Origin of the sequence: Pantoea vagans, from assembly GCF_004792415.1 — a bacterium.
Taxonomy (GTDB): Bacteria; Pseudomonadota; Gammaproteobacteria; order Enterobacterales; family Enterobacteriaceae; genus Pantoea; species Pantoea vagans.
Genome location: NZ_CP038853.1, coordinates 817,415 through 838,336, shown reverse-complemented (window position 1 = coordinate 838,336; position 20,922 = coordinate 817,415). Strand labels below are relative to the sequence as shown.

13 protein-coding genes are annotated in these 20,922 nt (G+C 57.8%); 1 reads left to right on the top strand and 12 read right to left on the bottom strand.

Features of this window, described 5'->3' with window-relative positions; translation table 11 throughout:
- Positions 1-97: 97 nt before the first annotated feature.
- A complete protein-coding gene (gene amiC / locus EGO56_RS04055; RefSeq protein ID WP_135907765.1) occupies positions 98-1,342 on the bottom strand; it encodes an N-acetylmuramoyl-L-alanine amidase AmiC in 1,245 nt (414 codons plus the stop codon).
- Positions 1,343-1,574: 232 nt separating this feature from the next.
- Between amiC and argA the strand changes: the two genes are divergently transcribed.
- Positions 1,575-2,903 carry an amino-acid N-acetyltransferase gene (gene argA, locus EGO56_RS04050; RefSeq protein ID WP_013358908.1) on the top strand — a complete coding sequence of 443 codons (1,329 nt, stop codon included), beginning with the start codon at positions 1,575-1,577 and terminating at the stop codon, positions 2,901-2,903.
- Between the two features lie 49 nt (positions 2,904-2,952).
- Here the strand turns inward: argA and recD are convergent, their stop codons facing one another.
- The 11 genes from recD to ptsP all read right to left on the bottom strand — a co-directional run bounded on the left by recD (position 2,953) and on the right by ptsP (position 20,916).
- Positions 2,953-4,794, bottom strand: coding sequence for an exodeoxyribonuclease V subunit alpha (gene recD / locus EGO56_RS04045; protein ID WP_135907764.1), 1,842 nt, complete (start codon positions 4,792-4,794; stop codon positions 2,953-2,955).
- On the bottom strand, positions 4,791-8,330 hold the full coding sequence (gene recB, locus EGO56_RS04040; protein ID WP_135907763.1) for an exodeoxyribonuclease V subunit beta: 3,540 nt from the start codon (positions 8,328-8,330) through the stop codon (positions 4,791-4,793). Before recB ends, recD begins: the two co-directional genes overlap by 4 nt.
- Positions 8,327-11,218: a pitrilysin gene (gene ptrA, locus EGO56_RS04035; protein ID WP_135907762.1), complete on the bottom strand. Its 2,892-nt coding sequence runs from the start codon at positions 11,216-11,218 to the stop codon at positions 8,327-8,329. Before ptrA ends, recB begins: the two co-directional genes overlap by 4 nt.
- A 108-nt stretch (positions 11,219-11,326) precedes the next feature.
- Positions 11,327-14,704: an exodeoxyribonuclease V subunit gamma gene (recC, locus tag EGO56_RS04030; protein ID WP_135907761.1), complete on the bottom strand. Its 3,378-nt coding sequence runs from the start codon at positions 14,702-14,704 to the stop codon at positions 11,327-11,329.
- Positions 14,705-14,805: 101 nt separating this feature from the next.
- Positions 14,806-15,045: a prepilin-type N-terminal cleavage/methylation domain-containing protein gene (locus EGO56_RS04025; protein ID WP_167493443.1), complete on the bottom strand. Its 240-nt coding sequence runs from the start codon at positions 15,043-15,045 to the stop codon at positions 14,806-14,808.
- A gap of 46 nt (positions 15,046-15,091) precedes the next feature.
- Positions 15,092-15,496 carry a DUF2509 family protein gene (locus EGO56_RS04020; RefSeq protein WP_033733647.1) on the bottom strand — a complete coding sequence of 135 codons (405 nt, stop codon included), beginning with the start codon at positions 15,494-15,496 and terminating at the stop codon, positions 15,092-15,094.
- Positions 15,493-16,020: a prepilin peptidase-dependent protein gene (locus EGO56_RS04015; RefSeq protein WP_135907760.1), complete on the bottom strand. Its 528-nt coding sequence runs from the start codon at positions 16,018-16,020 to the stop codon at positions 15,493-15,495. Before EGO56_RS04015 ends, EGO56_RS04020 begins: the two co-directional genes overlap by 4 nt.
- The gene (locus EGO56_RS04010) at positions 16,017-16,487 is read right to left on the bottom strand and encodes a prepilin-type N-terminal cleavage/methylation domain-containing protein (RefSeq protein WP_135907759.1); all 471 of its coding nucleotides are present in this window, start codon (positions 16,485-16,487) and stop codon (positions 16,017-16,019) included. Before EGO56_RS04010 ends, EGO56_RS04015 begins: the two co-directional genes overlap by 4 nt.
- A gap of 188 nt (positions 16,488-16,675) precedes the next feature.
- The gene (gene thyA / locus EGO56_RS04005) at positions 16,676-17,470 is read right to left on the bottom strand and encodes a thymidylate synthase (RefSeq protein ID WP_013358917.1); all 795 of its coding nucleotides are present in this window, start codon (positions 17,468-17,470) and stop codon (positions 16,676-16,678) included.
- Complete coding sequence (gene lgt, locus EGO56_RS04000) at positions 17,467-18,348, bottom strand: prolipoprotein diacylglyceryl transferase (protein ID WP_033733822.1); 882 nt, start codon at positions 18,346-18,348, stop codon at positions 17,467-17,469. Before lgt ends, thyA begins: the two co-directional genes overlap by 4 nt.
- A gap of 321 nt (positions 18,349-18,669) precedes the next feature.
- A complete protein-coding gene (ptsP, locus tag EGO56_RS03995; protein WP_033783993.1) occupies positions 18,670-20,916 on the bottom strand; it encodes a phosphoenolpyruvate--protein phosphotransferase in 2,247 nt (748 codons plus the stop codon).
- Between the last annotated feature and the right edge of the window lie 6 nt (positions 20,917-20,922).

Below are 20,922 nucleotides of genomic sequence, written 5' to 3'. Positions count from 1 at the left end.
CTGAAAGGGTGTTTTTTTGTTTCTGCCGTTCTCGAATTCCTCTTAAGCCTCTCTCCCGCAGATAAATGCGCGGATAGCCGTGACTACCCGCTTACCTTTACCGATGGGCCAGTGCCGCCCCACTCTCAACATACGCTTTGATACCGTTCAGAATCGCCTCTGCCACCTGATGCTGATAGCGGGTAGTTCGCAGCTTCCGCTCCTCTTCCACATTACTGATGAACGCGGTCTCTACCAGGATTGACGGGATATCCGGGGCTTTCAGCACCGCAAAGCCAGCCTGATCCACGGTGCGTTTGTGCAGATGGTTGATGTGCCCCATACGATGCAGCACCTCTTTACCAAACTTCAGGCTGTCATGAATCGTCTGCCGCTGCACCATGTCGAACATGGTGTGATCAAGATAGCGGTCGCCGCTTTTGCTGACGCCGCCAATCAGGTCTGATTCATTCTGGGTCTGCGCCAGGAAACGGGCGGCGGCTGAAGTGGCACCACTGGTGGATAAGGCAAACACCGAAGAGCCGCGTGCTGCCCGACTGGTAAACGCATCCGCATGAATAGACACAAAGAGATCGGCGCGCTGTTTGCGGGCTTTGGCGACCCGGACGCGCAGCGGAATAAAGACATCTTCATTGCGCGTCATATAGGCTTTCATGTGGGGCTCTTTATCGATCAGCGCTTTGAGCCGCCGTCCGATCTTCAGCACAATATCTTTCTCGCGGGTCTTATATTTGCCGTGCGCGCCAGGATCTTCTCCACCGTGACCGGGATCGATCATGATGATAATCGGACGATCGCGTCCCGCTTTGCCGGGTAACGGCGCCTGCACCCCTTCATCCTTGTCCAGATCGCCCTGATTATAATCTTTCAGCAGAGCCAGAAGCGGATCGTCTTCCACATGGTTCTGGGTCGGATAGAGATCGACCACCAGCCGGTGATTGATCCCGGCGACCGGTGCCAGATTAAAGATCTTCGGTGCGACGTTGCGCTTCAGTTCCAGAACGACGCGCACCGTGTTGCTGTCGAACTGGCCGACCCGGGCATTTTTGATAAAGGGATCGTCGACCCGTACCTGCTTATCTACCCCTTTCAGGGCCGAATTAAGATGCAGGCCCTGAATATCTATTACCAGTCGTTCGGGATTACTCAGCGCAAACTGCTTGTATTTCAGCGCGACACTGGACTCCAGCGTCATACGCGAATAGGTGGATGAGGGCCAGATACGCACCGCCACAATGTGGTTTTTTGCCGCCAGGCCTGTGCGGCTGACGCTCAACAGCAGTAAGGCGCCTGTCCCCTGTAAAAAACGTCTGCGTGAAAAATGGGAATTACCGTCTGACATGCCGCTCCAGCTGCTGTGTTATGTCTAAAAAAGCGCCAGTTAATCAAATGGCGGCGAAAACTTTATCCAATCCGCAGGATGATGTCACCCCGGAAACCCTAAATAATGCAGTCTGTTAGCGGCTTTGACACCCATAAAAACGTAAATTTTCGTCAGGATTAAGACTTGCAAAATCGGGCGTAAAAGCATAAAAATACAGAAAATACGAATAAACATTCACTGAGGGTTGGCCGTGAAGGAACGTAGTACCGAACTGGTTCAGGGTTTTCGCCATACCGTTCCCTATATCAATGCCCACCGGGGTAAAACCTTTGTCATCATGCTGGGTGGCGAAGCGATTGAGCATGAGAACTTCTCTGGCATCGTTAACGACATCGGCCTGCTGCACAGCCTGGGCATCCGCCTGGTGGTGGTTTATGGCGCACGGCCGCAGATAGACGCCAGCCTGGCTCAGCAGCAGCTGGAACCGGTTTATCATAAATTTACCCGGGTGACCGATGCGCAATCGCTGGAATTAGTGAAGCAGGCTGCCGGCCGGTTGCAGCTCGATATCACTGCCCGCCTCTCAATGAGTCTTAACAATACCCCACTGCAGGGCGCGCATATCAATGTGGTCAGCGGCAACTTCATTATTTCACAGCCGCTGGGCGTGGATGATGGCGTGGACTACTGCCACAGCGGGCGCATCCGTCGTATTGATGAAGAGGCGATTCACCGCCAGCTGGATAACGATGCCATCGTGCTGATGGGACCGGTGGCGGTCTCTGTGACCGGCGAGAGCTTTAATCTGACTTCAGAAGAAGTGGCTACCCAACTGGCGATTAAGCTCAAAGCCGAAAAAATGATCGGCTTCTGCTCCGAGCAGGGTGTGCTGAACAGCGACGGTGAAATCATCTCCGAGCTTTTCCCGAACGATGCGCAGGCCCGCATTGACGAGATTGAAAAGGAAGGTGATTATCTTTCCGGGACAGTCCGCTTCCTGCGCGGTGCGGTGAAAGCCTGCCGCAGTGGCGTGCGCCGCAGCCATCTCATCAGCTATCAGGAAGATGGCGCGCTGTTGCAGGAGCTCTTCTCACGCGACGGTATCGGTACGCAGATTGTGATGGAGTCGGCCGAGCAGATCCGTCGTGCCAATATCAACGACATCGGCGGTATCCTCGAACTGATCCGTCCGCTGGAGCAGCAGGGCATTCTGGTGCGTCGCTCACGCGAGCAACTGGAGATGGAGATCGATAAGTTCACGATTATTCAGCGCGACAACCTGACCATCGCCTGTGCCGCCCTCTATCCGTTTATGGATGAGAAGATTGGCGAGATGGCCTGTGTGGCGGTTCATCCTGACTATCGCAGCTCCTCACGTGGAGAAATGCTGCTGCAGCGCGTGGCATTGCAGGCGAAGCAGATGGGACTGCAAAAGCTGTTTGTGTTAACCACGCGCAGCATCCACTGGTTCCAGGAGCGCGGCTTTACGCCGGTTGATATCGAGTCACTGCCCGAGAGTAAAAAAGAGATGTACAACTATCAGCGCCGTTCCAAGGTGCTGATGGCCGACCTCACCTGATTCAATCCAGAAGGGACAGGCCATCTGGCGTGGACTGTCCCCCTTCTTCTCAGCCGGTTTCACCCAGTCGTTCCACCAGACCGCTGCGTCGCTGCGTCTGCAGCTGCACGGCGCGCTGAAATACGCCCGGTTCGCTGTAAATGGTCAGTTGCCTACGTGCGCGGGTAATCGCGGTATAGACCAGTTCACGGGTCAGGACCGGCAGAAACTGCGTCGGCATTACCAGCGCAGTGTGGTCGAACTCCGACCCCTGCGATTTATGCACCGTCATCACCCAGGCCGTTTCATGGGAAGGTAACCGGCTCGGCTGGATCGCCTTGATTGACCCATCCGGCAGCGGGAAAAAGACCTTCAGGTTACCCTCTTCATCCCGCAGCGTAATGCCGATATCACCGTTAAACAGGCCGAGCGCACTGTCATTGCGGGTGATCATCACCGGACGCCCGGCATACCAGCGGCTGCCGATACCAGGACGCCGGATGCGCTGCAGCTGCATCAGTCGCTGCTCAATGCGCTGGTTCAGACCCTGCACGCCAAAAGGCCCGTCACGTAACGCACACAGCAGCTGATAACGGCCAAAGGCGGCAATCACCTCAGCAGGCTCCGCCTGCTGGCGAATAAGCTGCAGGAAGGGCTGATAGCCTTGTGCGACCTCATCCAGCATCACCTGATACGCTTCCGCGCTGTTCAGCGTCTGATAACTGACATCGTCATGGGCCGCAGCAAACACCGCCCTGACCTGCTCTGCATCACCAAGGTTGATCGCTTTTGCCAACTGGCCGATACCGGATGAGGCGTCAAAACGATAACTTTTCTGCAGCAGGCAGATGCTGTCACGCACGACCGGTGCCTGTCCATCGTCACTGCCCTGCAGCGTACAGCCGGTCAGCAGGGCGAGCTGTTCGGCCCGCGCCAGGCTGTAGCCGCTTTCCGTGCAGCGGCAGATGTCGCCCAGCACCGCACCGGCTTCAACGGAGGCGAGCTGATCGCGGTCGCCCAGAAACACTACGCGGGCATGGGCAGGCAGCGCGGCGATCAGTTTTGCCATCATTGAGAGATCGACCATCGATGCTTCATCGACTACCAGCACATCAAGATGCAGTGGGTTACCGGCATGGTAGCGTAACCGCTGGGTATCGGGCTGTGCGCCCAGCAGGCGATGCAGCGTAGTGGCTTCGGCGGGAAAACGCCGCCGCTCTTCGTCGCTGACCGCCAGATCCTGCAGCGCCCTGCCCAGCGACTCGGTCAGTCGCGCAGCAGCTTTGCCTGTCGGTGCTGCCAGCTGAATCCGCAGCGCGCCGGGATTCAGGCGAATCAGGGCGGCGAGGAGTTTTGCCACGGTGGTGGTTTTGCCGGTGCCCGGCCCGCCGGAAATGACCGCCGTCTTGCGGGTCAGCGCCACGGCCGCAGCAATTTTCTGCCAGTTCTCCGGCTGGTCACCAAACAGACTGTTCAGCACGTCTCCTGCGGCACGCATATCAAACGCGGTTTTCACGTCCTGCGCAGCAAAAAAGTCGGCGACCCGGCCTTCACTGTGCCACAGCCGATGCAGATACAAACGCTGGTTGCTCAGCACCAGCGGCGTCACCCGGCTGCCATCACTGACCGCCGACCAGTCTGCCAGGTGTGATGGCCAGTCATCCGGCTTGCCCGCTGCCTGCCAGATGGCCTGGGCCAGCGCAGGCTGACGCCCGGCAAACAGGCTGTCTTCGCAGAGATTGCTCAGCGGTAAACAGACGTGCCCTTCTCCCGCCTCTGCGCTGACGCAGGCAGCAGCAAGCAACAGCGCAGGTTGTGATTCTGTCGCCACCAGACGGGCAAACTGAATATCCAGCGGCCGCAGGAGACGCTTCTCAACCGCCTGCAGCAGCAGGCTCAGCATGTCACTCATAGCATCTCCCCGGTTTCACCAAACAGCGCATCAATCTCTTCCACAAAAGCTTCGGAAGGTCGGGTGGCAAAAATGCCGTTGTCCGGCGAGCTGCCATCCATCCCACGTAAAAACAGATAAAACACCCCACCAAAATGGTGCTGATAGTCGTAGTCCGGCAGGCGATGCTGCAGATAGCGATGCAGCGCCAGCGTATAGAGCTGATACTGCAGATCGTAGCGGTGGCCAATCATCGCCTGCGCCATCGCCTCGGGCGTATAAGCGGCGTGACTTTCCCCCAGCCAGTTCGATTTGTAATCCAGCAGATAATATTTTCCCTGCCAGCGGAAGACCAGATCGATAAAGCCCTTCAGCATGCCGCGCACCTGGCGGAAATCCAGCGGAGCGGCCTGCTGAGAGAGTGTATCGTGACGACGCAGCAGATCGTCAAGATCCGCCGCCGTCAGCAGATTGTTGATCGGCAGATAAAACTCCATCTCGATGAGCCGTTCGCTGCTTTTGATTGCCGACAGCGTCAGCCCCTCCGCATTGAGCGGGGTATGTAACACCCGATCAATCCACTGTTCAATGACCGGTAACCAGCTCAGCGGGTAACCATTGTGCTGCAGCTGATCTTCCAGCCAGATGCGATCCGGCGGTTCGGTAAAGTCGATCGACTCAAACAGACCGTGCAGGAAGGTACCGGGTGCCGCACCACGAGGAAAGTGATGCGGCGTCAGTGCCGCTTCTTCACCATTTTCTTCTTCGCCCGCTGCATCGATATCGAAGTTAGGGAGCGCATCCAGCAGTGGCGAACTGTGATGCTGTTGCAGCCCGGAGTAGCTCGTTACCCGCCAGACATCCGCCAGGGCGCGGGTCACGTCGCGGCTGCTTAGCGCCTCATCACCCTGCTCAGCGTCCCGCCACATTTCGCCCGGCAGCAGATCTTCTTCGACCAGCGCAATCCCTTCACCGGTTAATGCATTAAGTCGCTGGCTGAGCTGCTGCGCATCGGCCGCCTGCCCCTGCTGCACCAGGTAGCCCAGTGCGCTCTTGTGGAGATCGCTTTCGCCCTCTTTTTTACGGGTGCCTTTGATCAGCGGTGCAATGCCAACGCTACAGTGATAAACGGAACGGGTCAGCGCCACGTAGAGCAGACGCAGATCCTCTGCCAGACGCTCCTCTTCGGCCAGCGCCAGGCTCTGCGCATCGCCCTGCACATCGAGCAGCGCCGTGAAGTTGTCACGATCGTGATAGAGCGCGCTGGCCGCCTCGCGGAACCCGGCGGCAAACGGCAGCCAGACCAGCGGATACTGTAGCCCTTTTGATTTATGGATGGTGATGATCTGCACCAGATGGCGGTCGCTTTCCAGACGCAGCTGCTGGCTGGAGGCCTGGCTGTTTGGCCGGGCAATCTGCTGCGCCAGGAAGCGCACCAGCGCGTGCGGACTCTCCAGCTGCACCGAGGCCTCCTGCAGCAGTTCACCCAGATGCATCAGGTCAGTCAGGCGACGTTCACCATTCTCTGAGGCCAGCATATTCTCCGCCAGTTGCCGCTTGATCATCACATCACGCAGCATCGGTAACACGCCGCGCTGATGCCACAGCTGCTGCCAGACGGCAAACTGCTCCACCAGCGCATCCCATTCGCGCTCATTCTGTGTCAGCGCGTCCAGCGTCGCCGCATCGATGGCAAAAATCGACGTCGCCAGCGCGCTACGCAGCAGCCGTTCCTGTTCCGGTGCCTGTATCGCCTGCAGCAACCAGAGTAATTCGCGCGCTTCCGGCGTGGTATAGACGCTGTCCCGGCTGGAGAGATAGACCGACGGAATCGACAGCGCGTTAAGCGCGTCGCGGATTAAACCGGCCTCATTGCGACTGCGCACCAGCACGGTGATATCGGAAGCCCGCACCGGCTGCAGCGCCTCATCTTTACCCAGCCAGGCTCGTCCCTGCTGTCCTGCCACCAGCCAGCGGCTGATATCGGCGGCACACTGCTGCGCCATAAACTGCTGGTAGTCGCTGTTGCCGACCCCCTCGCCAGGCTGCAGCCAGAAACGTAATGCGGGTTGCTGCTGCTGATCAAAAATCAGCTTCAGTGACTCGTTGGGCGCAGCGGGCTTAACCGGCTGGAAGGGAATCGCCGAAAACAGGAAAGGTGAATCGAGCTGAGAGAAGAGGCGGTTGACGCTCCCGACCATCTCAGGTGAAGAACGCCAGTTAGTATCCAGTGTGTAGTGAGCACTGACTTCGCTTCTGGCGCGCAGATAGGTAAAAATATCTGCGCCGCGAAACGCGTAGATTGCCTGCTTGGGATCGCCAATCAGAAACAGCGCCTGCTCCGGCTGATTAATATAGAGCGTGCGGAAGATGCGATACTGCTGTGGATCGGTATCCTGGAATTCATCAATCAGGGCCACCGGGAAACGCGCCCGGATGGTTTCCGCCAGCAACACCCCGCCGGGCTGCTGCAACGCCTCATCCAGTTTACTGAGCAGATCGTCAAAGCCTAACAGCGCGCGTAACCGCTTCTCACGCTGCACCGTGGCACGCACATCGGTCAGCGCCTGCGCGATAATCACATCGCGCAGCGACAAGGGTTCTGCCAGAAACTGATCGATCGCCTCAAACAGCGAGTGTCGTGGTGCGTCGCCTTTTTTGGTTTTCTCGTCCAGCACCTGCTGACCAAAGCGTTCCAGCTCTTTCGGCAGCTGATAATCCAGCGTCTCACTGCTGGCCCACTGCGTGACTTTTGCGACCCAGTTGGGCAGATGTTTACTGCTGTAGCTGCGCTTATCCACGCCAGAAGCACTAATCATGCCTTCAACATCGGCGCTAAGCGCCTGCCACTGCTGCTTGATGGCCTCAATGCGCGCCAGGTTACGGGCGTGACGTGATGCCAGCGTCTCATCGGCTGCGGGCGGACGTTTCAGGCTGGGTGATTCACCCTGAAGCCAGGGACGCAGCGTAGTCAGCAGGCTGTCGGGCCCGCTCCACTCCGCAGCAATAATCCGCGCGACATCCAGACTCAGTGGGTAGCACTGACGACGCCAGAAGTCGGCAGTCGACTGTTTCAGCAGCGCCTGCTCATCTTCAATTAGCTCCTGCTCAAACAGCATGCCCGATTCAAAGGCGTTGAGATTAAGCATCCGCTGACAGAAGCCGTGAATGGTGAAGATGGCGGCTTCATCCATCTGCCGTTCAGCAGCCAGCAGCTGCGCGGCGGCCTGACTCAGATCCGGCATCTGCTCCAGCAGTAACTGGTGCATCGTATTGCTGCTTTTGCCGCGGATACAGGCCAGACGCAACTGATGAATATTCTCGCGGATGCGTCCACGCAGCTCCGCAGTGGCGGCCTCGGTGAAGGTCACCACTAAAATTTCTTCTACCGAAAGCGGTCTGCTGTAGGCGTTTTCTCCGCCCAGCCCCAGCAGCAGGCGCAGATAGAGCAGACCAATGGTAAAGGTTTTTCCGGTGCCCGCTGACGCCTCAATCAGCCGCTCGCCTCTGAGCGGCAGCGTTAAAGGATTCAGCGAGACGGGCGGTAACTGCGTCATTGGGTCTCACTCTTTACCGGCAGCGACTGCTGCAGTTGCGCCACTTCATTCCAGGTTTTCCAGCCAGGCTGGCGGGCAAATTCAGTTTTGCCAGTGCCGGTGCCGGCAATCTGCGAGGTCATTACCATGCCCTTGTGTTCAATCACGGCCTGCCGGAAAAAGTCTGCCAGACTGGCCGGGGTTAACTGCTGAACCTGCTCGATCACTTTTTGCCGGGTATTAAAGTGATCATTCTGCCGATCAAAGTCGCGGCTAAAACGATCCGCTTCCTCAAAAAGCGTCTGAGGACGCTGCTGCAAATCGTTGATCATCGCCTGCTGGTACTGGGCAAAATCTGCCTTACTCATGCTGCGTAATCGTTTTTCTGCCTGTGGATAGAAGGCTTTGTAACGCTGCAACAGCCAGTCCGGTTGTTTGCTGTTACTTTGCAGCAGGAAGCCGACACCCCACTGTCGGCCCACCGGCATCTGGAAGGCAAACACCGCATAGCCGAGCTGCTCTTTAGTACGCAGCTGATTGTAGAACCACGGCTGAACGATCTGGCTCAGCATCGAGCTGTGCGCCATGCTCTGATATTCACCATACCCCAAGGGAACATAGAGAGCGGCAAGAGCGGAGTCGGTGCTGCTACCCTGCTGTTGCAGGTTGGCTTTCAGCGGTTTTTTAATCGTCACATACTGGCTGTGCCAGTCGCGGGTCGCATTACTCTGCATCTGTTGCTTAAGCTCATGTCCCAGCTGCGTCACGCTGTCAGCACTGAGGTTACCCACCACCAGCATCTCTGGCGTCGCGTCGCGGAACAGCGTATCGCGATAGGTCGTCACATCCTTAAGTGAGATTGTGCTGACCAGCTTGCGGCGGGTCTCGCGCTGGGTATAAGGCAGCTGCGACAGCAGTTGCATCGGCTGAATCGCCTGCTCAAACGCTTTGCCTTTTTCCGCCGCGTCCAGACGCTCCAGATACCAGGACTTGGCCTGCTCCAGCTGCTGTTCTGTCGGCTGGAAGGTGGCATAGCCCTCTACCAGTTTCTTCAGCAGCGTCGGCAGACGTTGCGTGAAACCGTTGGCGCTGAACACCAGCCCCTGATCTTCACCGGTTGAAAAGCTGATGCCGCCCACCGAGGCCTGCGAGTTAAGCTCGTCCAGTGCCAGGCTGGAGAGGTAGTCATTCAGGCCAAACAGCACCTGCTGACGGGCGTCGCTGATGGCGTTTTTATTGCGTAACGCCAGGGTTATCGCCGCTTTAGGCTCGCTGGCGTAATAACGACTGGGCATCCAGTAAATGCGCATACCGTCTTCGGTTTTCAGCTTCACCGGATGCTGATACGTTTTTCCGTCCGACGGCAACAGGGTGAAGTCGTCCGGGATATAGGGGTTCAGCACGGGCATCGCCAGCGTGATCTGGCTGGCGCGCTGCTGCCAGTCGGCAAAGGTTTGTGGCGTAATTTTCTCAACCTGATAAGGCGCATCCACAAAATAGGCGGTTTTGTTATGCGGCTCCTGCGGGCTGATATACCAGATGCGCGCATGCTGCGGGGTCATCTCGTCCAGCCGGGCCTTGATCGCAGCGGCATCGTACTGATCCGCCAGATAGGGCGCATCCAGCGTGTGTTCAACCGGCACGCGCAGCATGGTATCAACCAGCCATTCGATGTAATCCATATCGCGGGTGATGGAGGGATAGCGGAAGTCGAGCGCCAGCACGTGTGAAACTTCATCGAAATAGCGCTTATCGTCGGCCTGCTGACGCAGCAGATTGATGTAGCTGAATATGGCCGCTACCACTTCGTCACGCTGTGCCAGGCCTTTATCGGTGAGTGACGCGGTAATCGCAAATACGCCACTGTTACGCTCGGTCATCGGATCAGCGCCCGCATTGACCCCGTCGGCCAGCCCCTGCTTTTGCAGCCAGTCAGTCAGCGTATTTTTGCTGCGGTTACTGATTAAATAGCTAATCAGCGTGTCGGTCTTACTGCGAAAGCGATCGCTGTTATTGGCAATGCGGAATTCGATTTTGAGCTGCTTGCGCGGCTGGGCCGGAACGTAATGAATGATGACGCCCTGCTGTGCATCCGTCACCACCGGCACCGTAATCTCCGGCACGCTGGCGTCATGATTTTGCACCCGGCCAAAAGTTTTAGCCGCTATCGATGCCATCTCTGGCAGCGGTTTGTTGCTGTAGATCACCGCCTTCATCAGGTTGGCGGAATAATGCGTGTGATAAAAATCCAGCAGCGCCTCGTGCAGTTTGCTGCCGGGCTTATCTTTCAGTGTTTCAAGATTGCCGCCCGAGAAACGTGACGCCGGATGCGCCGGGTTCAGGGTTTCAGCGCCCACCTGGGCCATGCGCAGGCCATCGCGCGAGCGCGCCATGGTCAGCTCGGCGTTCACGGCGTGGCGTTCGCGATCGGCGTTAACCGGATCCAGCAGCGGCTCAGCCACCGCATCCGCCAGGCGATCAACCGCCGGCTCCAGCGAATCGTTTTCCACTTCCAGGTAAAAAGCGGTGCGGTAAGAAGCGGTGCTGGCGTTGTGGCTGCCACCATGCTTTTTCAGGAATTCAGCCAGATTGTCCGGCTGCGGGTAGCGCTTTGAGCCCATCAGCACCATATGCTCGAGGTAGTGTGCCAGTCCCGCCTGCTGATCGGGATCGTCCAGCGATCCTATCGGTAGCGTCAGCGCCGCCAGCGATTTCGGTGCCACAGGATCGGAAACCAGTAACACCGTCATCCCGTTATCCAGCCGGATCGCCTGATAGTGGCGAGGATCCTGTTCACTTTTGCGAATAGTGTCGTTAACTGGCTGCCAGCCTGATGATGTCTGCGCCTGTGCTGTGCAAGCCACCAGGCTTAACAATAGCGCCGCTATCCAGCGTGCATGTACCCGCATGTAAACCCCTCTCGTTTCCCGATAAGCCGCCAATCTCTGACACGGCGGCTCAAAGCAGAGCAAAATTTCTGTGTAATAAGCCAGTCAGCAAAAATGCCTTCTGGCCTGCTATTCATCATCCTGATGTGCAGCCAGCACCGGTAAATACCAGCGCTGTGCTGCCTCAGTTATCTGCTGCAGTTGTGGCTCATCCAGCACACGGCAAAGACGCTGCAGATAGGGATCGCCGCCCTCGCCCTCAACCTGATAGTTACCCTGCCAGGCGGTCAGCAGTCGATTACGCGCTTTGAGCTGCGTCGCTTCATCGGTCAGCATCTGCTGGCTTTTTTTGTCATAGCTGGCGGTCAGCCACGCGCCGCCACTTTTGTTAAGCAACATCAGCGGCTGGCGCATACCGGCGAGATAGCCTGCGACATATTCATTCAGCGCAGCGATCGCCTCAGCCTGAGGTACGGCGAGGAAACACCAGCGGCTCTGTTGCCGGCCAAACATCCGGCTGCTGCCGGTGCCGCCCAGCGCGCAGTAGACCAGGTGCTCCAGCCAGAGTAACAGTCCGTCGTTCATGTTAAGCACGCCAGGTCGCCAGCGCAGTAATCCATCACTCTGCACCTGCGTCAGCCAGCCGGTTAAGCTGACCTGCTCCAGCTGCAGGTTTACTTCCCAGCTCTCGCCATCACTGCGCTGAGTGACCACTTCAGCAGCCACCTCCTGCATCTCATCACGCTGCGCCTGCCAGAACAGCTCACCGAACGCGCCGTAAGGCAGATTACCGGCCGCGCGATGGTGCGCATAAAGCCGCTGGGTGTCCTCGCCTTCGACCAGGGCATTCAGCAGCTGCGCATTGATCTGGTAACGCTCCAGGTTGTCGAGCGCAAACGGCTCGCTGTCGGGCAGTTCGTTCTCCTCCAGCCAGAAACTCACGCCGAGCCGCTGGTGGAACCAGGCGCGGACCGGATGCCGCCAGAAACGCAGAAACGCTTCCAGCGTCAGCGCATCAATTAACGGCGCTTCCAGCGGCTGAACAAAATCGGGTTGCGGCTTCCCTGCTCCCTGCGCGGCAGGCAGCCACTCACGGGCGAAGCTCTGCAGTCTGGCAGCCGGCTGGAAGTTTTCTGCAGCAAAGGGCATCCGGCTGTGCAGGTGCTGCAGGTGCACCCGCACCCGTTCGGCACTCTCATCCAGCTCAAGATGACCGTCACCCTCCAGATAAAAACTCTGTCCAATGTAATCCAGCAGTTCTGTGACCAGCACCGACGGGTAGCGTTCCGTATTATCCTGAATCGCCCGACCGATATAACTGATGTAAAGCTGCTGCTGTGCCGAAATCATCGCCTCCAGGAAGAGATAGCGATCATCATCGCGGCGACTGCGGTCGCCTTTGCGGGACTGCTGCTGCATCAGGTCAAAGCCTAATGGTGCCAGGGTCCGGGGATAGACGCCGTCGTTCATGCCGAGCAGACAGACCAGCTGAAAAGGAATGGAGCGCATCGGCATCAGGGTGCAGAAGTTAATCTGTCCGGCCAGAAAACGCTGGCTGATGCGCTGCTGATCAAGGCGGCTGCGCAGATCATCGCGCAGCAGCGCCACCGGAATCGCCTCTTCAAAGCGTGCATCCATCCCATATTCGATCAATTGCTGCCACTGCTCTTCCACCAGCAGCAGGGCAGCCTCGGTTTCTGCATCGGGGCTGAAAAAGGCGTTCAGCAATTCCCGGCATAGTGGCAGCCAGGCGACCAGCGGACGGGGTTCGGCCAGCAGCTGTCGCCAGTGATTAAGCCGGGAGAGCAGCTCAGCCAGATGTCCCGCCAGTTCCCCTACCAGACCACTCGACTCGTCATAAGGCAGAATCCCTTCCCAGTCACCGTTGTGGCTCTCCATTGCATAACCCAGCAGCATGCGCTGCAGGCCAAAGCGCCAGGTGTGCTGGCCGGTAATCGGGAGTGACAGCGCTTCTACGCTGGCATCATCCAGCCCCCAGCGCACACCCGATTCGCTGACCCAGCGCCGGAGTAAACGCAGGCCACTTTCATCAATAGAGAAGTGAGCAGCCAGCGCCGGAACATCCAGCAGCGCCAGGACATCCTCTGAGACAAAACGGCTGTCCGGCAGTGCCAGCAGATTCAGAAATGCCACAATGGCCGGATGCGCCTGACTGGCCCGCCGGTCTGAAATCGCAAACGGCAGGTAGCGATCGGCGGGTGCGTTGGCGAACACCGCCTGAATAAACGGCGCGTAAGCGTCGATATCGGCCACCATGACGATAATGTCACGCGCTTTCAGCGTCGGATCGGCCTCCATCATCGCCAGCAGATGATCCTGCAATACTTCGACTTCACGCTGGGCGCTGTGGCAGACCTGAACCGCAATGGAGCGGTCCTCCGGATCAAGGCAGCGCTTCTGATCGCTGTGCGCCAGTTCCGCCGCATTCAGCCCGATGACGGCGTTATCCTGCAGGTTGAGAAGATCGTGCTGCATGCAGTGCAGCAGGTTATCCGGCTCCACATCCACAAACGCATCAATATCGTCGTTTGACTCCATCTGACTGAGCAGGAACAGGTTATCGCGCCCCAGCTTGCCCCATGAGGCAAGCAGCGGGTTAGTGAGCTGCTGTTCACCAGCGTCGTTAAACAGCGCCGGAGCCTGCTCTGCATCCCGGAAAAGTCCGCGTGATTCATCGGCACCATGACGTCGGCGCTGACGGCTCTGCAGTTTCGCCAGAAACGCATAGTCCTGAATGTCGCCCCAGTAGTCGCGGCAGGGATTGGTGAACAGCAGATGAATGTCGATGTGACGTCCCAGCGCCTGCAACGCCTGCAGATAGACCGGCGGCAGCGCAGAGATACCACAGATGAAGACCCGTTTCGGCAGATTTTCCGGCGTGGTTTTCGCCAGCTCCAGCGTCTGGATAAATCGCGAATAGAGGTTGGCACGGTGCCATCCGGGCTGGCGCAGCGCCTGGGTATAACTTACCAGATCGCGCCACAGTGCGGCCTGCCAGCGCTGCGCTTCGCCCAGTCCGTCAATGGTTTCGCCACGCTCCCAGCTGTTGAGCCAGTCGGCACGATAAACCAGATACTGGTCGAACAGATCGGCCACGCGTGAACTGAGCTGATACAGTTTTCGCTTGTCGCCGTCGTCATGGAGATAGTGGCGTAAAGAGATAAACTCTTCCTGTTCGAGCATCACCGGCAGCCGGTGCATCAGCTTCCAGCCCATGCTGGCCTTGCTGAAAGCACTTTCTACCGGGATATCGGGCAGTACGCGGACGAACATCTCCCAGATAAAACTGGCAGGCAGCGGGAATTCGATATTGGCCGCAATGCCAAAGGTTTGCGCCAGCTCCATCTGCAGCCATTGCGCCATTCCCGGGCTCTGCACCAGCACCATTTCTGAGGCGAAAGGATCATCAAGAGGATCATGTTTAATCACCGCCGCCGCCAGAATCTTCAGCACATCAAGCTGATTTGAGTGATAAACGTGAAACATGAAAACTCCTGTGATAACTCAGAACGTGACTGCGGTATTGCGGCTCTGTCACTTTACCGCGTATCGCGGTTGAAACCCATCAAAAGGGCGACCCGCGACCTTTAACATCGCAGCCGCGTCAGCGTAGCGCGGCGCTGATAAGGCCCCGTCACGTCAGCCCGCTCCAGGGTGCAGCCTGAAGGGCCGCTCTGCTGTTGCAGCGCAGATGTCCAGCCCGCAACGTCATGCCCTGCCAGGCGCTGCTCAGCCACCCGCCATGCCTCGCGCTGATACCACTGCTGACTGAATCCCAGCGCCAGTGCGCGATGATAGTGCAACAGCGTGCTGCTGCTTAATGCCATTAACAGCAGAGCAAACAACACTTCCGGCAGACTGAATCCGCCGCATTTACTGGCAGGTTGCCGGGGACGTGAGCGGACAGTAATCAATCCAGCCGTGCGGCAGCGCACTAATCTGATTGCCCCGTAAACGCACCCAATGCCATACCGCCATGCCACTGCCGCTGGCCTCACCTTTAAGCAGACCTTCATCCTTTTCACCTCGCTGTAAACAGCTGCGCCAGCCCTGACGATCATCCTGTTGACACAGGGCAGACTCCGTCGCTGGCCAGCTCAGGGAAAGACCCCATTGCAGCGCCGACTGCGCCCGCCAGAAATCCTGAATAAACTGCTGCTCATCCGCCAGCAGTCGCATTCCCTGCTCAGACATCTTTCGGCTGGCATGCAGCGTAAAGCTGCCGATCACCATAATCATCAGCACCATGCCCAGCGCACTGCTGCCTCGCTGCTTCACAGGTTCACGCCCTCTATCCAGCTCTCCACCGTTTCAAGCCAGCGTCCGGCCCGTCCCTGCAGCACGATCCTGACCTGTGTACCCTGCTGGCTGATGCCGAACTGCTCCACTGTCATGAATGCGGGATCGGAGAGCCGTTCCCAGCCCGCTGACTGACACTGATCAACACCGCGCTGCATCTCAAGCTGCTGCTGACGCAGGCGAAAGCCGTAATAGTCACTCTCCGTATGGCTCACTGGTTCCCATTTACCGTTGCTGTTCTCATCCCAACGCAGCAGCAGGCAGTTCTCGCTGATTTTCAGCGCACCACTGCCGCACTCACCGTGACAATAACCGGCACGCCGAACCGCCTTTTCCAGCGTGGCCATCATCTGCTGTAACTCCTGACGCAGCTGCGCCTGTTGCAGTACGCCAGCACTCTCTGCCAGCAGCAGCGGCAGAAAACGCCCGGTACTTAACATGACGACCGCGCTGATTGCCATGGCGATTAGCATCTCCAGCAGGCTGAATCCGGCGATTTTCAACGGCACGTCTCCTCATCCATCATGCAGAGGCGAATACGGGCTCTGGCTGAGATAATCAGCCGCATGCGTCCGGCACTGTTCCCCAGCTCTATACTGCCCGCCTTAGCGACATTGCGGCGGCCATAGAAACCCGGCTCGCCCCGAATGTCATAGAGCGCCACGCCCGCATGCGGCGCGATGAAATGCAGCCGTTTCCCGTGAACACACCCCGTAACGGGGCGGCTGCCGGCGCCGATGCACCAGGGATCGCCAGGCTGTGACCATAACACCAGGTCGCTATTTTGCCGGTTGGCCTGGGCACGCAGTCGTAGCAGGAATCCCTGCAATTGCTGAGCGCTGTCGCGCAGTTGCTGCCGCTGTTGCCAGCGCTGCCAGCCGTGTAGCGCGGCAAGGCTTAGAATGCCGGCAATCACCATTACCAGCAGCAGCTCCGGCAGGGTAAAACCGCGTAAGTGTGATGTTTTCATGGCGTCAGAGTGCGGGTGATGAACAGGCGAAACAACAGGTGTTGTGACAGGCTGGAAAGCGTGCCGCAGAGAATCATCCCCCCCACACAGGCAGTGGCAGAAGCGTGCGAGTGGTGCCGCAGATTTACCGGTATGCAGGCAAAAAAAAGCCCCGGCGAAGTTGCCAGGGCGTTATCGTTTACTGCGGATCAGATGGCGACAGGCGCTTTGATCGCGGGATGCGGATCGTAGCCTTCAATCTCGAAATCGTCGAACTGATAGTCAAACAGTGACGCTGGTTTGCGTTTGATCACCAGCTTTGGCAACGGACGCGGCTCGCGGGTCAGTTGCAGGCGCGCCTGCTCCAGATGGTTGCTGTAGAGGTGCGTATCACCACCCGTCCAGACGAAGTCGCCCACCTGCAGATCGCACTGCTGCGCCACCATATGCACCAGCAGCGCATAGCTGGCGATGTTAAACGGCAAACCCAGGAAGATGTCGCACGAGCGCTGGTAAAGCTGGCAGGAGAGCTTGCCGTCCGCCACATAGAACTGGAAGAACGCATGGCACGGTGCCAGCGCCATCTCGCTGAGCTCACCAACGTTCCAGGCAGAAACGATAATCCGCCGTGAGTCAGGATCGCGCTTCAGCTGCTCCATCACCTGGCTTAACTGGTCAATTTCCTGACCGCTGGCCGTGCCCCAGCTGCGCCACTGTTTGCCATACACCGGGCCGAGATCGCCATTCTCATCTGCCCACTCGTCCCAGATGGAGACGTTATTTTCCTTAAGATAACCGATGTTGGTGTCACCTTTCAGGAACCATAGCAGCTCATGAATAATGGAGCGAATATGGCATTTCTTGGTGGTGACCAGCGGAAAACCATCCTGCAGATTGAAACGCATCTGGTGACCAAAAATTGAAAGCGTACCCGTGCCGGTACGGTCAGCTTTTGGTGTGCCTTCGTGCAGCACATGTTGCATTAAATCCAGATACTGTTTCATTTTTCCTCGCGAAATTGTGGCTGTGGGCGACGACGATACGCCCAGATCATCATAATAATACCGGCAACAATCATCGGCACAGAGAGGATCTGTCCCATACTGATTCCGCCTTCAAACAGGCCAAGCTGGGCATCCGGCTGGCGGAAGAACTCAACGATGATACGGAAGGCACCGTAGCCAATCAGGAACAGGCCAGAGACGCTGCCCATCGGGCGCGGCTTGCGAATAAACAGGTTCAGAATGATAAACAGCACCACACCTTCCAGCGCCAGTTCATAGAGCTGCGAAGCATGACGTGGCAGTACGCCGTAGGTGTTAAGCAGTTCCTGATATTGCGGATTGGTGGCGGCCAGCGCGACATCTTCGCTGCGGGAGCCAGGGAACAGCATGGCGTAACGGAAGCCCGGATCGACACGTCCCCACAGCTCGCCGTTAATAAAGTTGCCGAGACGACCGGCACCCAGACCAAACGGGATCAGCGGCGCAATGAAATCCGAAACCTGGAAGAAATTACGTTTAGTGCGGCGGGCAAAGATCAGCATCACCACAATCACCCCGATCAGGCCACCGTGGAACGACATGCCGCCATCCCAGACTTTGAACAGATAGAGAGGATTTTCCAGGAACAGCGGTAAGTTGTAAAACAGGACATAGCCGATACGGCCGCCCAGGAAGACGCCCAGGAAACCGGCGTAAAGCAGGTTCTCAACTTCCTCTTTTTTCCAGCCGCTGCCAGGCTGATTGGCGCGGCGTACTGCCAGCCACATGGCGAAAACAAAGCCCACCAGATACATCAGACCGTACCAGTGCAGCGAAACCGGTCCGATCGAGAAGATCACCGGATCGAACTGCGGAAATGCAATATAGCCGTTATTCATCATTCACCGTCTATTTTTCAACCCTGAAAAGGGGCGTTGTCAGGCACATAAATTAAGGCTGCGCATCATAGCACAGCCGGTTTTGTGAATTGTCTTGCAAATGTAAACGCGTAAAACCTGACCCGTCAGGCGTACATTGTTGCAGCCAGTCTGGACACGGACAGCGCGGAACAACCGGAGCGTACACGTAGTACGTGAGGATTACTCGCTGTGCTCGCCCTTTCAGGGCCGCCCTGACGGGCGTTCAGGTTGCTAAAGCAGCCTGTGTGAGCACTGCCCAGGGCCAGAATGGCAAATAAAATAGCCTGATGGGTCAGGCAGTTAACGACCACCACGGATAAGCCCACCTAATCCGCGCCGCTCCATAAAGGCCGAGACCAGATGGCGAACTTCGGTGGCAGTGTCGGCATTCATTCCCTGCTCGCTGAGCTTCTGTACCTCTTCATGATCCAGATGACGCAACAGGTACTTAACGCGCGGTACGTTTTTACCGTTCATGCTGAGATGGTGATAACCCAGGCCGACCAGCAGCGCGACGCACATCGGATCGCCTGCCATTTCACCACACAGACACAATTCCAGATTGGCCAGGCGGGCTTCCTGCGCAATCGCATTCAGTGCGCGCAGCATCGCCGGATGCAGCGAGTCATACAGGTTCGCGACGCGGGTATTGTTGCGATCCACCGCCAGCAGATACTGCGTCAGGTCGTTGGTGCCGACCGAGACAAAATCGACCCGTGACGCCAGATGCGGGATCATAAACAGCATCGACGGCACTTCGATCATGATGCCGATACGCGGCGCGGGAATCGCATAGCCCAGCATCTCTTCCACTTCGCGTCCGGCGCGATCGATCAGCTGTTTTGCGTCGTCGATCTCGTCGATATGACTAATCATCGGCAGCAGGATACTGAGGTTGCCGGAGGCAGCATTGGCGCGCAGCATCGCGCGCACCTGCACCAGGAAAATTTCCGGCTGGTCGAGCGTCAGGCGGATGCCACGCCAGCCCAGGCAGGGATTCTCTTCACTGATCGGCATGTAGGGCAGCTGTTTGTCTGCCCCGACATCCAGCGTTCGCAGCGTTACCGGCTTGTTGTGGAACAGCTGCAACATGCCCTGATACTGCGCCACCTGCTCCTCTTCCGACGGGAAGCCGTTCTGCAGCATAAACGGGATTTCGGTGCGGTAGAGGCCGATACCATCCACCCAGCTGCCCAGCGCCTGTTCATGTTCCGGGCTTAATCCGGCATTGAGCATCACCTGCACGCGTTCGCCACTTTTCAGCTCACCCGGCTGATCGACCACGCCTTCCGCCATTTTGCTCAGCGCATTCTCTTCGCTGATTAGCCGCTGATACTCCTGCACCAGTACCGGCTCGGGATCGATCAGCAGTTCACCACGATAGCCATCAACGATCAGCAGGCGTTTGTTGAGCTGATGAGGCTGGATGTCAGCGCCCATCACCGTCGGGATGCCCATGGCGCGCGTCAGGATCGCCGCGTGGGAGTTAGCCGCGCCGTCACGCACTACCACACCCGCCAGCCGCTCCTGCGGCAGCTCCGCTAAGGTAGTGGCGGTCAGCTCATCGGCGACCAGCACAAAGCGTTCCGGCCAGGCATTGGTGCCGACCAGAGTATCATCGAGGTGAAACAGCAGACGCTGACCCAGCACCCGCAGATCGCCTGCACGTTCACGCAGGTAGTTGTCAGTCAGGCTGGCGAACTGTTCAGCAAACTTCTCGATCACCTGTTTCACAGCCCACTCCGCGACCGATCCGCGCTCGATCTCGTCGAACAGATCTTTCTTCAGCCGGGCATCGGTTAACAGGTGAGAGTAGAGATCGAAAATGGCCGCGCTCTCTTTTTGTGCGCTGGCGCTGAAACGTTTGCTGAAGCGGCGGAATTCACTGGCCGCTTCGCTCATAGCAAGCGACAGACGCTCACGTTCACGCTGCACATCCAGCGTCGAGGCGGCCGAAACCTGATCGAGCAGAGGCTGCGTCTCATCGACCCAGCCGGGTGCCACCGCTACGCCAGGCGCTGCCGCAATGGCGCGCACCCGCGTCTGCCGGAACTGACCAAACAGCTGACCCATCTGAGACTGCGACAGCAGCGCCGCCATCTGGGTAGCGAGCGTAACCAGGAATGACTCTTCGCTTTCATCAAACTGACGGTGTTCGCGCTGCTGCACCACCAGCACGCCAAGAAGCTGGCGACGGCTGATAATGGGCACGCCGAGGAAGGAGCGATAACGCTCCTCTTTGACTGCGGGGATATATTTAAAACTGGGGTGACTCTGGGCGTCAGCAAGGTTAATCGGTTCGGCCAGACGGCCCACTAAACCGACGATACCTTCGTCAAACGCCAGCGTCACGGTGCGGCCACGCGGTTTTTTGAGGCCGCGCGTCGCCATCAGGTAATAGCAGCGACGATCGTGGTCGGCGAGGTAAACGGAACAGACTTCCGTGTCCATCGCCAGACAGATCTCATTGACCAGGATGTCGAGTGCTTCATTGAGACGCGGCGCACTCGCCACTTTTTCTACAATTTCGCGCAACTGAGTGAGCATAAAGGG